This window comes from Algoriphagus taiwanensis (genome assembly GCF_036245645.1).
Taxonomy (GTDB): Bacteria; Bacteroidota; Bacteroidia; order Cytophagales; family Cyclobacteriaceae; genus Algoriphagus; species Algoriphagus taiwanensis.
The window spans coordinates 381992-396779 of the sequence record NZ_BTPE01000004.1; the positions used below are offsets into that span (position 1 = coordinate 381992).

Annotated in this window: 12 protein-coding genes and 1 tRNA gene; 9 read left to right on the plus strand and 4 right to left on the minus strand. The window is 42.2% G+C overall.

Annotated elements, in window-relative coordinates:
• Positions 1–19 precede the first annotated feature (19 nt).
• Entirely contained in the window at positions 20–445 is a 426-nt protein-coding gene (locus AAA938_RS08025) for a 6-pyruvoyl trahydropterin synthase family protein (RefSeq protein ID WP_338221950.1), read from the plus strand.
• A gap of 76 nt (positions 446–521) precedes the next feature.
• On the plus strand, positions 522–1628 hold the full coding sequence (gene lpxB / locus AAA938_RS08030) for a lipid-A-disaccharide synthase (RefSeq protein ID WP_338228121.1): 1107 nt from the start codon (positions 522–524) through the stop codon (positions 1626–1628).
• 137 nt (positions 1629–1765) lie between these two features.
• Here lpxB and clpX read toward each other — a convergent pair whose 3' ends face one another.
• The 4 genes from clpX to AAA938_RS08050 form a co-directional block, all read right to left on the minus strand.
• Positions 1766–2989, minus strand: coding sequence for an ATP-dependent Clp protease ATP-binding subunit ClpX (clpX, locus tag AAA938_RS08035; RefSeq protein ID WP_338228123.1), 1224 nt, complete (start codon positions 2987–2989; stop codon positions 1766–1768).
• The gene (locus AAA938_RS08040) at positions 2989–3663 is read right to left on the minus strand and encodes a ClpP family protease (RefSeq protein WP_338221953.1); all 675 of its coding nucleotides are present in this window, start codon (positions 3661–3663) and stop codon (positions 2989–2991) included. Before AAA938_RS08040 ends, clpX begins: the two co-directional genes overlap by 1 nt.
• Positions 3664–3740: 77 nt before the next feature.
• On the minus strand, positions 3741–5069 hold the full coding sequence (tig, locus tag AAA938_RS08045) for a trigger factor (protein ID WP_338228124.1): 1329 nt from the start codon (positions 5067–5069) through the stop codon (positions 3741–3743).
• Between the two features lie 90 nt (positions 5070–5159).
• A tRNA-Leu gene (locus tag AAA938_RS08050) sits at positions 5160–5241 on the minus strand.
• A gap of 166 nt (positions 5242–5407) precedes the next feature.
• On the opposite strand from AAA938_RS08050, the gene AAA938_RS08055 reads away from it, so the two are divergent.
• The 7 genes from AAA938_RS08055 to AAA938_RS08085 all read left to right on the plus strand — a co-directional run bounded on the left by AAA938_RS08055 (position 5408) and on the right by AAA938_RS08085 (position 14438).
• Entirely contained in the window at positions 5408–7624 is a 2217-nt protein-coding gene (locus AAA938_RS08055; protein WP_338228125.1) for a RelA/SpoT family protein, read from the plus strand.
• 53 nt (positions 7625–7677) lie between these two features.
• Positions 7678–8145 (plus strand): Fur family transcriptional regulator, encoded by a 468-nt coding sequence (locus tag AAA938_RS08060; RefSeq protein WP_338221956.1) that lies wholly within the window; start codon positions 7678–7680, stop codon positions 8143–8145.
• Positions 8145–8486: an STAS domain-containing protein gene (locus AAA938_RS08065; RefSeq protein ID WP_338228126.1), complete on the plus strand. Its 342-nt coding sequence runs from the start codon at positions 8145–8147 to the stop codon at positions 8484–8486. The genes AAA938_RS08060 and AAA938_RS08065 overlap by 1 nt, the downstream gene beginning before the upstream one ends.
• A 7-nt stretch (positions 8487–8493) precedes the next feature.
• Positions 8494–9624, plus strand: a complete 1131-nt coding sequence (locus AAA938_RS08070; RefSeq protein ID WP_338228127.1) for a DUF4221 family protein — start codon at positions 8494–8496, stop codon at positions 9622–9624.
• An 85-nt stretch (positions 9625–9709) separates the two neighbouring features.
• Positions 9710–10981, plus strand: a complete 1272-nt coding sequence (locus tag AAA938_RS08075) for an adenylosuccinate synthase (RefSeq protein ID WP_338228128.1) — start codon at positions 9710–9712, stop codon at positions 10979–10981.
• A gap of 98 nt (positions 10982–11079) precedes the next feature.
• Positions 11080–13419: a PKD domain-containing protein gene (locus tag AAA938_RS08080; protein WP_338228129.1), complete on the plus strand. Its 2340-nt coding sequence runs from the start codon at positions 11080–11082 to the stop codon at positions 13417–13419.
• A complete protein-coding gene (locus AAA938_RS08085; RefSeq protein ID WP_338228130.1) occupies positions 13416–14438 on the plus strand; it encodes a PorP/SprF family type IX secretion system membrane protein in 1023 nt (340 codons plus the stop codon). The genes AAA938_RS08080 and AAA938_RS08085 overlap by 4 nt, the downstream gene beginning before the upstream one ends.
• Positions 14439–14788 lie beyond the last annotated feature (350 nt).

The following is a 14788-nucleotide window of genomic DNA, read 5'->3' on the forward strand; positions in this document are numbered from 1 at the left end:
CAGACTTATTGGATATGTGATGATTTACGTTTGCCGCAAAGAGCACTTTAATGCTGCCCATAAACTTTGGAATCCCAACTGGTCTGACGAAAAGAACTTTGAAGTTTTCGGGCCCTGTGCCAATGTCAACTGGCATGGGCACAATTTTGAATTGATAGTGACTGTCAAAGGGCTTCCTGATCCTGAGACAGGCTTTGTGGTGGACTTGAAGCAGTTGAGCACGCTAATCAGAAAACTGGTTATTGATAAAGTGGACCATAAAAATCTGAATATGGACGTGGATTTTATGCTGGGTAAAATGGCTTCCTGTGAGATTTTGGTTATGGAATTTTGGAAGATTCTGGAGCCCGCTGTAAAAGAAATCACTCCAAACGGTGGATTGTACAAGCTGACTCTTTATGAGACTCCAAGGAATTTTGTTGAATATTTTGGAGAGGGCATTTGATCCTTTCCAGGAAATAAAGCTGTGGAAAAGTAGGCCTAAAAACCTACTTTTATTTTTCTAACCTAAATCAAACCTTTTGAAAAGGATATACCTGATATCAGGAGAGCGTTCGGGTGATTTACACGCTTCCAATCTCGTTTTTGCCCTAAAAGCAAAGGATTCATCCCTGTCATTTAGAGGAATGGGCGGATCCTATTCCAAAGAAGCGGGTGTAGACTTGGCTGTGGATTATTCTGAAGTGGCGCTGATGGGTTTTTTGGAGGTGGTTTTGGGTTTTCGGAAAGTGCTCAAATACCTCAATTTGGTCAAAAAGGATATCATTGCCTTTAAGCCCGATGCTTTGATTTTGGTTGATTATGGTGGGTTTAATATGAAAATTGCCGCCTTTGCCAAGGAAAATGGTATAACGGTGCATTACTATATTCCTCCCAAAGTCTGGGCTTGGAATCAAAAAAGAGCCTTGAAGTTAAAGGAGATTACAGATCAGATTTATTCTATTTTGCCTTTCGAGCCTGAATTTTTTCAAGAATTCGGAATGAAAGTTCATTATGTCGGTAACCCACTTTTAGATGAAATCAGAAAGTTTAAATCGCACGATTTCTTTTTTCAAAAAAATGAACTGAACTACCAACCCATCATTGGTTTGCTGCCTGGTAGCCGAAAGCAGGAGATTCATGCAATGTTGGACAAAATGATCACTCTAGTTAAGGAGTTTCCAAATGCTCAATTTGTCATTGCGGGAGTGGATAGCCTACCTGAGCAGGTTTATGAACCCGCCAGAAAAGCAGGAATAAAGATTGTATTTAATCAGACTTATGATTTGCTTTCCCATGCCACTGCAGCCGTAGTGACTTCTGGTACCGCTACTCTGGAAACAGCCCTATTTAGAGTTCCCCAGATTGTGGTTTACCGAACTTCTGCTATCACCTATGCAATCGCCAAAAGGCTAATTCGGGTTCCGTTTATCTCTTTGCCTAACTTAATTGCAAACAGAGAAGTGGTAAGGGAATTGATTCAGGATGATTTTTCAACAGAGAACCTAAAGGGAGAACTTCAGCAGATTTTTTCCAATGTGGTGTATAAAGGGGAAATGCTCCAAGGCTATGATTTGATAAGGGAAAAAATAGGAGAGAGCAGTGCCTCTGAGAACGCCGCTGATTTGATCCTTAGATTCAAAAATTGAGATCGGCCATTGATGCCTTTGAGCAAAATCAGCTGGATTGATGAGCAAGGTGGGCTTGGCTTTTTTCGTGGTGCTTTTGCTTATTTTTTTTGGTAAATAGAAAAAAATAAACCCCGACACTCGCCGGGGTTTTTGATTCAAGCTACTTGAAGTCGCTTGAATTTTGATTTATCAAATTGTGATTTTGCGTATTCTGCATTGATAATCAGTTCCTTGACTGTATCATCAGAAGGCAGTTCGTACATGGCATCGGTGATGATTGCTTCGCAAATGGACCGAAGACCTCTTGCACCAAGATTGTACTCCACTGCTTTGTCCACGATGAAATCCAATCCATCCTCTTTAAACTTAAGATTCACCCCTTCCATGGCCATTAGCTTAGCATACTGCTTGACCAGCGCATTTTTGGGTTCTGTCAGAATTCGCTTCAGTGCATCTTTGTGAAGTGGGTCCAAATGCGTCAAAACCGGAAGTCTGCCGATCAATTCCGGAATCAATCCAAATGCTTTCAAATCCTGGGCGGTAACGTATTGAAGCAGGTTTTCACGATCTGCCACCACATTTCCAGAACTTTTGCTGAAGCCCATAGGCTGCGTATTCAGTCGCTTACCGATATGTCTGGCAATCCCGTCAAACGCACCACCGCAGATAAAAAGGATGTTTTCTGTATTGACAGCAATCATCTTTTGATCTGGGTGTTTTCTTCCTCCTTGTGGTGGAACATTGACTACGGTGCCTTCCAATAACTTAAGCATGGCTTGCTGAACTCCTTCTCCACTTACATCTCGGGTGATCGAGGGGTTGTCAGATTTCCGGGCTATTTTATCAATTTCATCGATGTAGACAATACCACGCTCAGCTGCTTCTACATTGTAATCGGCCGCTTGAAGCAGGCGGGTAAGAATGCTTTCGACATCTTCGCCTACATACCCTGCTTCGGTAAGCACAGTCGCATCGGCAATACAAAAGGGAACTTCAAGGATTTTGGCCAAAGTTTTTGCCAAATAAGTTTTTCCAGTTCCTGTATCTCCGACCATGATGATGTTGGATTTTTCAATCTTGATTTCATCAGGGTCTTCCTTCTGCTGAAGTCTTTTGTAGTGATTATAAACGGCTACAGTGAGTACTTTTTTTGCATCCTCTTGACCGATCACGTACTGATCCAGATAAGCTGTCAATTCCTTGGGTTTTTTCAGCTTAAACTTGGGTTTGGCACCTGATTTCTTGGTTTTTTCTTCTTCTCCCAAGATCAGATGTGCCTGATCGATGCAGAAATTACAGATATGGGCAGAGATTCCCGATACCATCAGGTCTACGTCTTTTTTATTTCTACCGCAAAAGGAGCAGGTAACTTGAGCCATTATCTAGATTTTTTTACGAGAACTTCATCAATCAATCCGTATTCTTTTGCCTCAGGGGCTCTGAGCCAATAATCACGGTCTGAGTCTCTTTCGATTTCTTCAAAGGTTTTTCCAGTATGATTAGCCAGAATTTGGTACAATTCCTGCCTCATCGCCAAAATCAGCTTCAGGGAAATTTCCATGTCCTTGGACTGCCCCTGCATACCTCCAGAAGGCTGATGAATCATCACCCGGGAATGTTGCAGTGCAGATCGCTTGTCTTTGGCACCCCCTGCCAACAATACAGCTCCCATAGAGGCTGCAATTCCTGTACAGATGGTCGCTACATCCGGCCCGATGTACTGCATAGTATCATAAATACCCAACCCTGCAGTCACAGAACCTCCTGGGCTATTGATATACAATAACACGTCTTTTTTGGAGTCTACAGATTCGAGGAAAAGCAATTGCGCAACGATTATATTGGCAATATGGTCGTCAACTCCGGTTCCCAAGAAAATAATCCGGTCCATAATCAGTCGGGAAAACACATCAATTTCTCTGAAATTCTGTGGTCTCTCCTCAATGACTGACCGTGTCATGTTCTCGATATGGGTGGTATATTGATCAAATGCCGTCCCGCTTACGCCCTGATTGTGAATGGCGTACTTTCTGAATTCTTCTTTGCTAATCATTTTTGAGTTTGTTGTAGTAGACAAAAATAAAAAAGTCCTTTAAAAAAGGACTTTTCAATATAACTCTCTTAATCGAATTACTTCTCCAAAAGTTCCTTGAATTCGTCAATCGAAATTGACTTTTCTTTCATGTCAATTTGCTCCTGCACAAATGCCAGAACCTTATCATTTTGGACTGAAGTGAGCATGTTCATGTAGTTTTGACCTTCATTCCCTTTCAAGTAATTGTCTACAAACATATCCATGCTAGCTTCCAATTGACTTCCTAATCCAGAAGAAGCAAATTGCTCGCGGATCATTTCTTTGGTCTTCTCAATGACATCCTCATGCTCTGCCTGGATTCCATTGTCTTTGGCGATTTGGTTGGAAATCAAAGACCAAGTCAATTGCTGGGCATAGATTGGGTACTCTTTCTCTACGTCGGCTTCGGTTATCTTGCCTTCATTAGCTTTCAAAAGCCACTCTTTCAAGAAAGCATCAGGAAGCTCAATCTTGGCTTTCTCAACCAATACTTTCTTAAGCTCCTCCTCAGTGAATACTTTGGATTCTTTGTCATAGCTGCCCTGTAGGGTTTCTTTGACTTTAGTGGTAAATTCTTCTTCAGACTTTACTTGATCTGGACCGAAGATTTTATCGAAAAACTCCTGATTGAGTTCAGCAGTCTGAGTTCTGTTGATGTTCTTTATAGTAAAAGTAAATCCACCTTTTGCCTGCTCTAATTCTTCTTCTGTCAAGCCAAAAGCTTCAGTCCATTCGTCTTTCTTGACCTCTTTGGCATCAAAAGATACTTCCGCATCTTTTCCAATACCGATGAATTTACCGGCAAGCTTTTTGGAAATTTTGGAAGTAGGAAGGGATAAAGACTTGGTGAAGTCACCTTCTACAGACTTAAGGTCTCCATAGATAGAATCTCCAGCCTCGGAGGTTTCCGGATTGGTGCTTTCTCCGTATTGAGACTTTAGGTTATCGATGGTTTCATTGACCAATTTGTCGTCAACCTTGATTTCGAACTTTGTAGCTTTTGTTTTTTTATCCAAAGAAAGGTTAACCCCTTCTACAAAGCCAATTTTGTACTCAAACTCAAATTCCTTCTGGGTTTTCCAATCGATAGAATCATCCGCTTTTTCAACGGGTAGAGGTTCGCCAAGAATTCTGAAAGACTGCTCTTTAAGGTAATTGTTGAGAGATTCACCTAGGATGTTGTTGATTTCATCGACCATCAGCGATACACCATACATGTTTTTTACCATGGAAATAGGTGCTTTCCCAGGTCTGAAGCCTCTAATAGAAGCTTTTTTGGTATAATCCTTTAGTTTGGCATCAACCTTTGGTTGATAATCTGCTTCGTTCAGTGTAATTTTAATAGAAGCTTGATTTGCTGAATGCTTGTCTAATGTAATTTCCAAGGTGTATTGAATTAAACAGATGATGAATTAAAAACCCCCAATCGCTTTCCTGTCCGATCAAAACAGTGGAGTGATTGAGGGCTTGTGCTGTGCGGATGGAGGGACTCGAACCCCCATGCCTCGCGGCGCTAGATCCTAAGTCTAGTGCGTCTACCAATTTCGCCACATCCGCATTGGATTCAATCAGACTGAGATTATTTGATCAAATGACCTCGTTTTCCAATTGTGGATGCAAATGTAAGCACATAATCTGATTTTTGGCAAGAGTTCAAAAAAATATTTGAAAAAAAGTAGATCAATTCAAAGTCACCCCATAATTTCATATCAAATCCTTACCCATGATCCAGACGGATACCGAAGTAGAAAGAAAAGAAATACTCAAAAGATATAGGAAGATCCTCCGTCAGGCGAAGCCCATTCTCAAACCGGGAGACACCAAACTGATCAAAAAAGCCTTCAATATCAGCCTGGAAGCGCACAAGGACATGCGCAGAAAGTCCGGTGAGCCATATATCTATCATCCTCTGGAGGTAGCCTTGGTCTGTGTGGAAGAGATCGGATTGGGGACTACTTCGATCATTGCCGCTCTTCTGCATGACGTGGTCGAGGATACAGATATGGAGCTGGAGGATATCGAGCGGGAGTTTGGCCATAAGGTTATGACTATCATCGATGGTCTAACCAAAATATCCGGGGTCTTTGAATACGGGAGTTCCCAGCAAGCGGAAAACTTCCGGAAAATGCTCCTAACGCTCTCAGACGATGTTCGCGTTATTCTGATTAAGTTGGCAGACCGTCTCAATAATATGCGGACGCTGGCCAGTATGCCTCGGCATAAGCAACTCAAGATCGCTTCTGAGACGATGTACCTCTATGCGCCTTTGGCCCATCGCTTGGGTCTCTATGCGATCAAATCCGAACTCGAAGACCTTTATCTCAAATACACTGACGCTTCCACTTACAAGGATATCGTCAAAAAGATCAACGAATCCCGGTCCTATCGCAATAAGTTTATCAGGCAATTCATTCAGCCCATTGAGGAAGAACTGACCAAACAGGGATTTCACTTTACGATCAAAGGAAGACCCAAATCGGTTTACTCTATTTTCAATAAAATGAAAAAGCAGGGGATTCCTTTCGAGGAAGTCTATGACCTTTTTGCAATCCGAATTATTCTGGACAGTGACTTGGAAAACGAAAAGGCGGATTGTTGGCAGGTGTATTCCATTGTGACGGACTTCTATCGGCCCAATCCTGATCGCTTGAGAGACTGGATCAGTACGCCTCGATCCAATGGCTACGAGTCGCTTCATACCACGGTCATGAGCAATACCGGTCAGTGGGTAGAAGTCCAAATCCGGACCACAAGGATGGATGAAATTGCCGAGCGGGGCTATGCGGCACACTGGAAATACAAGGAAAAAGATTCCTCAGGCAAAACTGGGTCGGGACTCGACGATTGGATCAATCAAGTGAGGAGTATGCTCGAGTCCAATGATGGCAATGCCATCGAGTTTATGGAGGATTTCCGCGGGAATCTTTTCCATGATGAGGTCTTTGTTTTTACCCCCAAAGGAGACCTGAAAGTGCTTCCCCATGGAGCTACAGCCTTGGATTTTGCCTTTGAGATTCATACCGAGGTAGGAGCAAAGTGCATTGGTGCCAAAGTCAATCAGAAACTGGTTTCCATCAATCACAAATTGAAAAACGGGGATCAGGTTGAGATTTTGACATCCAATAAGCAAAAGCCGACCGAAGACTGGCTCAACAATGTGGTTACCTCCCGAGCCAAGGCCAAAATCAAAGATGCCCTTCGCGAAGAAAAAAGGTCTTCCATTCTGGACGGAAAAGAGATCGTACAACGAAAGCTCAAAGCCATGAAAATGGAGTTCAATTCTGAAATTGTAGAGCAGCTGCGGGCGTTTTACGAATTGAAGACAGCCAATGAATTTTATTACAGAGTAGGGAAAGGTATTATTGATCCGACGACCATTAAATCATTCAAGGATTTTAAAGAGGCTCAAGCATCCAAAACTAAGGTCACAGGAAAAGTCAAAGATGAGTCATCTTTTACTAAAGAAATAAAGAGCCTGAAAGGTCCCGATCACGATCAATTGCTGATCGGAGAGGATATGGATGTGGTGGATTACATTTTGGCCAAATGCTGTAACCCGATCCCGGGTGATGATGTATTTGGTTTTGTAACGGTAAACGAAGGGATCAAAATCCACCGAACTTCCTGTCCCAATGCTTTGGAACTGCTCTCCAATCACGGCAATCGGGTGATCAAAGCCCGTTGGACCAGCCAAAAGGAAATTGCATTCTTAGCCGGACTCAGGATTCTCGGTACAGATCGTGTGGGGCTCATCAATGACGTCACCAAGGTTATTTCCAATGAACTCAAAGTAAATATGCGCTCCATCACGGTGGATTCAGATGCGGGGATTTTTGAAGGGACGATCAAATTGTATGTGCATAGTACCGAGCACTTGGACCATTTGATTAAAAATCTCCAGGAAGTTGATGGAGTCATCAAGGTGACACGCTTTGATTAGCGGTTGAATCTTTTCTGAGAGACATAAGTTATATTTGGAAAAAATAGGACAAAATGCCTACGACAACTACCCATTTTGAAGAGGTAAAAAAAATATTCACTGCTTACCTGGAAAACCAAAAACTCCGAAAAACTCCTGAGCGATATGCTATTTTGGAGGAAATCTACACCCGATCGGGACATTTTGATGTAGAGGGGCTTTACATCAGCATGAAAAACAAAAACTACCGGGTGAGTAGAGCAACGGTCTACAATACCCTGGACCTTCTTGTGGAATGTGACCTCGTGACCAAGCATCAATTCGGGAAAAATATCGCGCAGTTTGAAAAATCTTACGGCTACAAGCAACATGACCACCTGATTTGCGTGGATTGCAATCAGGTGCTTGAATTTTGTGATCCCCGCATCCAAAACATCCAAAATACCGTAGGAGAGATTCTGAACTTTCAGGTGATGCACCATTCCCTGATCCTCTACGGAAGCTGCACCAAAGAAAACTGCCAAAACAAAACAGGTAATTGATGAAACTGACCTATCAAACCCAAAAAGACGAAAAAGCCAACTATCTGATCATCCAAGGGGATCTCATTGGAGATGAGGTGGGACCCAAATTGGTAGAGGTAGTCTCAGACGCCATCGAGGATGGAGCAAAAATCTTTGTCATTGATCTGAGTGAAGTCCGATACATCAGCTCCAGCGGGATTGGACTCTTGATCACCATGCTTACCAAGATGAGAAATGCCGGTGGGGAAGTTTACCTGACCTCACCTTCAGAGCACGTAAAAAAGCTGTTGATTATCACAAAACTAAATAATATTTTCACCGTCTATGATTCGGTGGAAGATTTTAAGGCAAAGCATTAATTCCCTTTTGGGAGTAATCCTTTTGTGGTCCTGTTCGGATAAAAAAATAGATTCCGAACAGGATATTTTTTTGGAGTTTTCCGAGAGGAAGGAATTTCTGATAGGTTGGGACGGACTTTACAATTCCACCTATGCCCCATTTCACCTAGATGATACTTGGGAAAAAGGGTTGATTTATAATTACATGAACCATTCTTTGGACTCTATCTTTTTTGAGAAAGATTCCGCTTATTCCAAAACCGGTGAGCCCATGGAGGTAGAAGGGCCTTCAGGAGTTGGTAAAATCGGTTCTTTTTTTGTCTGGAAGGACACAATTGTTTTGTTCACAGTAAATGAGTTTTTTTTCAAAAGTCTTGAGACAGGACAAGTGAAAAAGAAGCTTATCAAAAATTATCCGGAGTTTAAAGACAATGTTTTTATGTCTATTCGGTCTTCCTCAATTTTTGAAAATAGATTTACTTCATTTGATTCTGAGGATGACAAGGCAATATTTTTTATTTCTGATGAAATCCAAATGGACCAAATGATTTGGAAATTTGATTTTCAAAATGATCTCTTCGAGAAGATTCCTATTAAGTTGGACACTATAAAATTAAAAAATTATAGTCCTAAGTTTAGAATTAAAAGAGGGTCGATTTCAGGGATGGATGCGCCTTCTCTTTCTTTGATCAACCAAAAGTTAATTCTTTCCTTCCCAGGTTTTTGTGATTTTATTGTTTTTGAGTTACAAGATCAGTCACAGCGTGATTTTTCCTATGAATCCGGACTTTTTCCTTTGGAAAGAGTAATTTCTGATTTCCCCTCGGAAGAATTGGAAATCAGGGAAGCTATAGATTTGAGTTCTGCTTGGCAAAACCAGGTGACGTTTGGCCCTTTTGGATATTTGGAGAAGGAGGAGGTCTATTTTAGACTGGTGGTGGGCCCAAAACAAGAAAATTCTCAGCAGGATGCGGATATTTTTATTGAGATTTTTGACAAAGGCTTTAATAAATTGGTTGAGAAGAACCTTTCCTCGATCAATCAAGATATTAAAAGGAATTATGCTTTCACCAAACACGGACTCGCCTTGATCGCCAAAGACCAACCCGACGAGGATGTGATGTATTTCTACTACCTTGATATTCTCCGTTCCAAATAATTGTCCTTTTTCCCTTGGTTTTCTTTGCCCTTATCGCAAATTTCGCCTTTTAAAAAATCAATCAACAGGCTAAAAAGCACATCAGATGAAGATGGATGTATTGCTGGGTCTCCAGTGGGGAGATGAAGGAAAAGGTAAAATTGTGGACGTTCTTGCTCCTCAGTATGAGGTGGTTGCTCGATTCCAAGGCGGTCCCAATGCGGGCCATACTTTGGAATTTGACGGCATCAAGCATGTCCTTCATCAGATTCCTTCCGGGATTTTCCGCTCCCAAATCCTCAACATCATCGGCAACGGGGTGGTTTTGGATCCCATTATCCTCAAAAAGGAGATCGAAGGATTGGGTAAATTTTCCATTGATTACAAAAAGAACCTGGTTGTCTCCAAAAAGGCTACCATCATCATTCCTACTCATAAACTTCTGGATGCCGCTTACGAGCAATCTAAAGGAGATAAAAAAATCGGTTCTACGCTCAAAGGAATCGGACCTACTTATCAGGACAAGATCGGAAGGTCTGCTTTGAGAATTGGAGATATCCTTAGCCCTGATTTCAAAGAGAAATATGAAACGCTATTGGCAAAGCATAAGACTACGCTTTTCTTTTATGATTTCTCTTTGGATCAACTCCCGGAGATGGAAAGACAGTTTTTTGAGGCTGTAGAATTCATCAAATCCCTCAATCTAATCGACAGTGAATATGTAGTCAATGAGGCTTTGGCAGAAAAGAAGAAGATCCTTGCAGAAGGTGCTCAGGGTTCACTTTTGGATATTGACTTTGGAAGTTATCCCTTTGTTACCAGTTCCAATACCATGACTGCCGGTGCCTGCACAGGCCTCGGTGTGGCTCCTTCTCGAATCGGTGAGGTCTTCGGAATTTTCAAGGCCTATTGCACCCGGGTTGGAAGCGGTCCTTTCCCAACCGAACTCTTCGACGAGACAGGAGAGGCGATGAGAAAAGAAGGAAATGAGTTTGGAAGTACTACCGGACGACCTCGAAGATGCGGATGGTTGGATTTGCCTGCCCTAAAATACTCCATCATGATTAATGGGGTGACTCAACTCTTTATGATGAAGGCTGATGTCTTGAATATTTTCGAAGAAATCTTGGTCTGCACACATTATGAATTGCCAAGTGAGGAAAAAATTGACCGACTTAGCTTTGAAATTGCCGAATTGGATGTCAAGCCAGTCTACAGAAAAATGAAAGGATGGAATTGTTCATTAAAAAATGTCAGTTCCTATGATCAGTTTCCTGATGAATTGAAAGATTATGTGACCTTTTTGGAAGAAGAACTCCAAGTTCCGATCAAATTGGTCTCTGTAGGACCTGATCGAACCCAGACCATCCTCAGGTAAAATTTTACCGGTTACAGTAAAGCTCTTGGATTATCTCCAGGAGCTTTTGTTTTATAGGCAATAAGTAAGTTATTTCAGGTGAATTAGTTTCTAGAAAAGTGAAGAGGAAAAATCTGGTCGGGTTTGTGATTTTTTGGCTGATGCTGATGTCTTCAGCTTCCGGACAGATAGGTTTTCCTTATTGCGAAACCTTTCAAACTCCGAATACGCTGAGTGAAACTATTTTTGGCGGAGATGCCCGGCTTACGGAAGGAGTCCTTCGTCTGACTTCCAATCAGCTCAATCAAAGAGGGTATGTATATATCAATGTCCCTTTTCCCTCCTCATATGGACTCAAAGTGGAGTTTGAATACTTCAGCTACGGAGGGGTGGGTCAGTTTTTGGCTGATGGATTGACTATGTTTCTATTCGATGGAGATTCACCAAATTTTAGTCCCGGAGGATTTGGAGGATCTTTAGGTTATGCCCAGCGAAATGGAGAATTGGGATTGTCAAATGCCTATTTGGGAGTCGGATTTGATGAATTTGGGAATTTTGGAGTGGCCAATGAGGGCAAAAATGGAGGCTTCTCGTCCGTTCCTCCAGACTCTAGAGCACCTGATGCTATCGTGCTCAGAGGTCCTGGAAATGGCACAACCGGATATCCTTTCGTGGTAGGAAGGAGGACCATGGAGACGGGGACAGATGGATTCAATCCGGGAGCTCAATTTCCCATTAGTTCAGGTGGCGCAGGAACTAGTCGAGTCACAGATCCTAATCAGATTGGTTACCGGAAAGTGTTTTTAGAACTTCAGCCCAATGATGCAGGACCAGGCTATTTTTTGACTTTGAGAATGATGGTGACTACTCAGGTCAATCAACCTAGAATGGTGACCGTATTTGACAGGCCTTATTATTTTCCCGCACCCAAGAATTTAAAAATCGGATTTACCGGTTCTACAGGTGGCTTTTCCAATTTTCATGAAATCAGAAATCTGATCGTGGAGGTGTCCAATGAAGATGCATTGGAAAATCCGGATGGGGTGGATATTCTTGATTTCACTTCCTGTGCAGGTCGGGAAAACCAGTTTTTTATTGAAGATGAGGACGTTACCCTTCCCAATGAAAACAGTACCATTCGCTGCTTGCAATTTTTCCGAACCAAAGAAGATATTACCAAGAATGAAGGTGACATCTGTACTCAGGCGAGATGCTTGGAGCAAAATCGGTTTTTGGTGCTTCCTGAGGGAGTGTTTCGGGCAAGCGACAATGCTGGGGGATTCACATTCACACCAAATGAGGAGTTTATTGGCCAAAAAGTACAGGTCTACTATACCATTACGGATAATTTCGGCAAGACCTCGGATGGGAATTCCATTACCTTGGATATTTTCGAGTCGCCCGAACCGATTGGAATTTTTGTAGATGGAAGTGCCGATTCTGAAGACAGCGTGGAATTATGTCCGGGGGAGAGTATCCTGCTCCAGGGAAAAGGAGAAGAGGAGTATGTAGGCTATCAATGGTTGAAAGATGGGAAGGAGCTGGTAGGGCAGGTATCCGATAGCTATATAGCCAATGAAGAAGGGGAATATGAAGTAATGGGATTTAATCTTAAAGGCTGCCCTGCCTTTTCTAAGAAGCTTGTGGTTTCATTTCCTGAATTGCCGGAGCTTTCTTTTCCGGAGCCTTTGGTAGGTTGCGAGCCCGGTCAGTCAGTGGATGTGACTTCGTTTATTCCCGGATTTGATTCAGAGCGTTATGATTATCTTCTTTCTTCGGAGAATCTGAGCTTTTTGAATGAGGAAATGAGTGAGGTAAACCAATCAGGCATTTATGGTCTTCAGGTCAAAACCAAGAATTTGGATTGCTATTCTGATCCAGTCCCACTGGAGGTGTTCATTCAGGACCAAGAATTGAGCGCGGACTTTGATTTTGTGGTTGAAGGAACGGATATCAAGGACGAAGCTACTGGTGGGATTTTTCCAGATGATCCAATCGCCTTCACGGACTTATCTGATCCACGAGCTGTAGAATGGACTTGGGATTTTGGAGATGGGGATTCATCGTCAGATCAGAATCCAATTCATGTTTTTGGCAAAAAAGGCGCTTTTGCGGTTACATTGACGATTGCTGATCAATGGGGCTGTTTGCAAAGTGTGACCAAGACAGTGGAGATTACCCGAAGCTTTCGTGTGATGATTCCCACTGGATTCACTCCAAATGAAGGCCAAAACCAGACCTTTTTGCCCAAATGGAAAGGATTGGCCTCAATAGAACTTATGGTATTTAATATTTGGGGAGAATTGATATTCAGTACTTCGGACCTCAATACAGAAGGATGGGATGGAACTCTGGAAGGAAAGCTATTGGATGCAGGCGTGTATGTATATAGGTTTTCAGGAGTAGCAACTGATGGAGAAAAAGTGAGTGAAAGTGGGAAATTCAGGTTAATCAGATGAAAAGGCTCGCTTTTGTTTTATCCGTCTCCTTTTTTCTGATTGCCGGGGCAAGGGCGCAGGATATTCAGTATAGTCAGTATTATGCCAATCCCATTTATCTTAATCCTGCGAGCGTAGGGAGCACAGGAATGAGTAGGGTAGGTGTAAACTTCCGAAATCAATGGCCCTCGTTGGATCAGACCTTTCTCGCCTACACTGCTTATTATGATCAGTATTTTGATCAAATCAATTCAGGAATTGGATTGATCATTCAAGGTTCCAGTGAGTCTTTTACCCAAACTCAGCTATTTGAAATCGGGCTGGCCTACTCCTATCGTCTACAGCTTTCAGAAAAGGATTTTATTCAAGCCGGGATTCAGGCAAGTTTTGTTTCCCGGGATGCTTTATTTGATCGGGTGATTTTGGGTACTCAATTGGATATCGATCGGGGAGTGATATTGGGTCAACCTGGAGAAGCTTTCGAAGGAGACAGTCAAATCAGGTCTGCAGACGCACATGCAGGATTGATGTATTATGGGGAAAAGGCCTGGTTTGGTGTAGCAGCCGCCCATTTACTTCAACCTGAAATAAGCTATCTGGTTGATAACTCCAATCAGCTGCCAATCAAATACAGTTTGCATGGAGGCTATAGATTCAATTTAGCTCCTGGAGATATCAATGACTATTTTAATAATGTAGACCAGGAGCGCTCTGTGGCAATTGGGTTCAATTATAAGCATCAAGGACAATTCTCTCAATTGGATATTGGGGCTGAGTTTTTCTTCGAGCCTCTTGTTTTGGGTGTTTGGTATCGAGGCTTACCTACCAAATATGAGCTTCCGAATAATGAGTCTGTGGTCAGTTTAATTGGAATTAGCTTCGATTCGGGGTTGGAACTTGGATACAGTTATGATTTTCCCATTTCTAAGTTGGGATTAAATGCTTCTGGTGGGGCTCATGAAATATCAGTTCGCTATGTTTTTTCGTCTAAGGACCCTAGGAAGAGGTACTTTGCCCCATTACCATCATTTAGATACTGATATTTTCTTCATTTTTAAAATTTTATTTGGTTTTTGATGATAAATGCTTGCGTATGTAGGTGTTTTAGGTTGAAAATCATCGGCAATAAGAAAGAAAATTTTACACTTCATTTTCAGTGTATTATAGAATTTGCAAAGTTTTTTCTGATTTAGCCCTTGCTATGGAATAAAAAAGGGAGATATTTGCACTCCCAAACGACGCGAAAGGCGCCGGGGATGTAGGAGGAAGTCGGGGGAAGTTTGAAAAGACGGGGAGTTCAAAAGGAGAGGAAAGAAAAAAATATTCAATTTTCTTCTTGCCGAATAAAAAAGATCCCGTACCTTTGCAGTCCTGTTCGGAAGGAACGGGT

Coding starts and splice junctions, on each gene's coding strand:
- AAA938_RS08065 (WP_338228126.1), top strand. CDS start 8,145: ATGAAACTGACCTATCAAACCCAAAAAGACGAAAAAGCCAACTATCTG.
- AAA938_RS08025 (WP_338221950.1), top strand. CDS start 20: ATGATTTACGTTTGCCGCAAAGAGCACTTTAATGCTGCCCATAAACTT.
- AAA938_RS08040 (WP_338221953.1), bottom strand. CDS start 3,663: ATGATTAGCAAAGAAGAATTCAGAAAGTACGCCATTCACAATCAGGGC.
- AAA938_RS08060 (WP_338221956.1), top strand. CDS start 7,678: ATGCCTACGACAACTACCCATTTTGAAGAGGTAAAAAAAATATTCACT.
- AAA938_RS08085 (WP_338228130.1), top strand. CDS start 13,416: ATGAAAAGGCTCGCTTTTGTTTTATCCGTCTCCTTTTTTCTGATTGCC.
- AAA938_RS08075 (WP_338228128.1), top strand. CDS start 9,710: ATGAAGATGGATGTATTGCTGGGTCTCCAGTGGGGAGATGAAGGAAAA.
- clpX (WP_338228123.1), bottom strand. CDS start 2,989: ATGGCTCAAGTTACCTGCTCCTTTTGCGGTAGAAATAAAAAAGACGTA.
- AAA938_RS08055 (WP_338228125.1), top strand. CDS start 5,408: ATGATCCAGACGGATACCGAAGTAGAAAGAAAAGAAATACTCAAAAGA.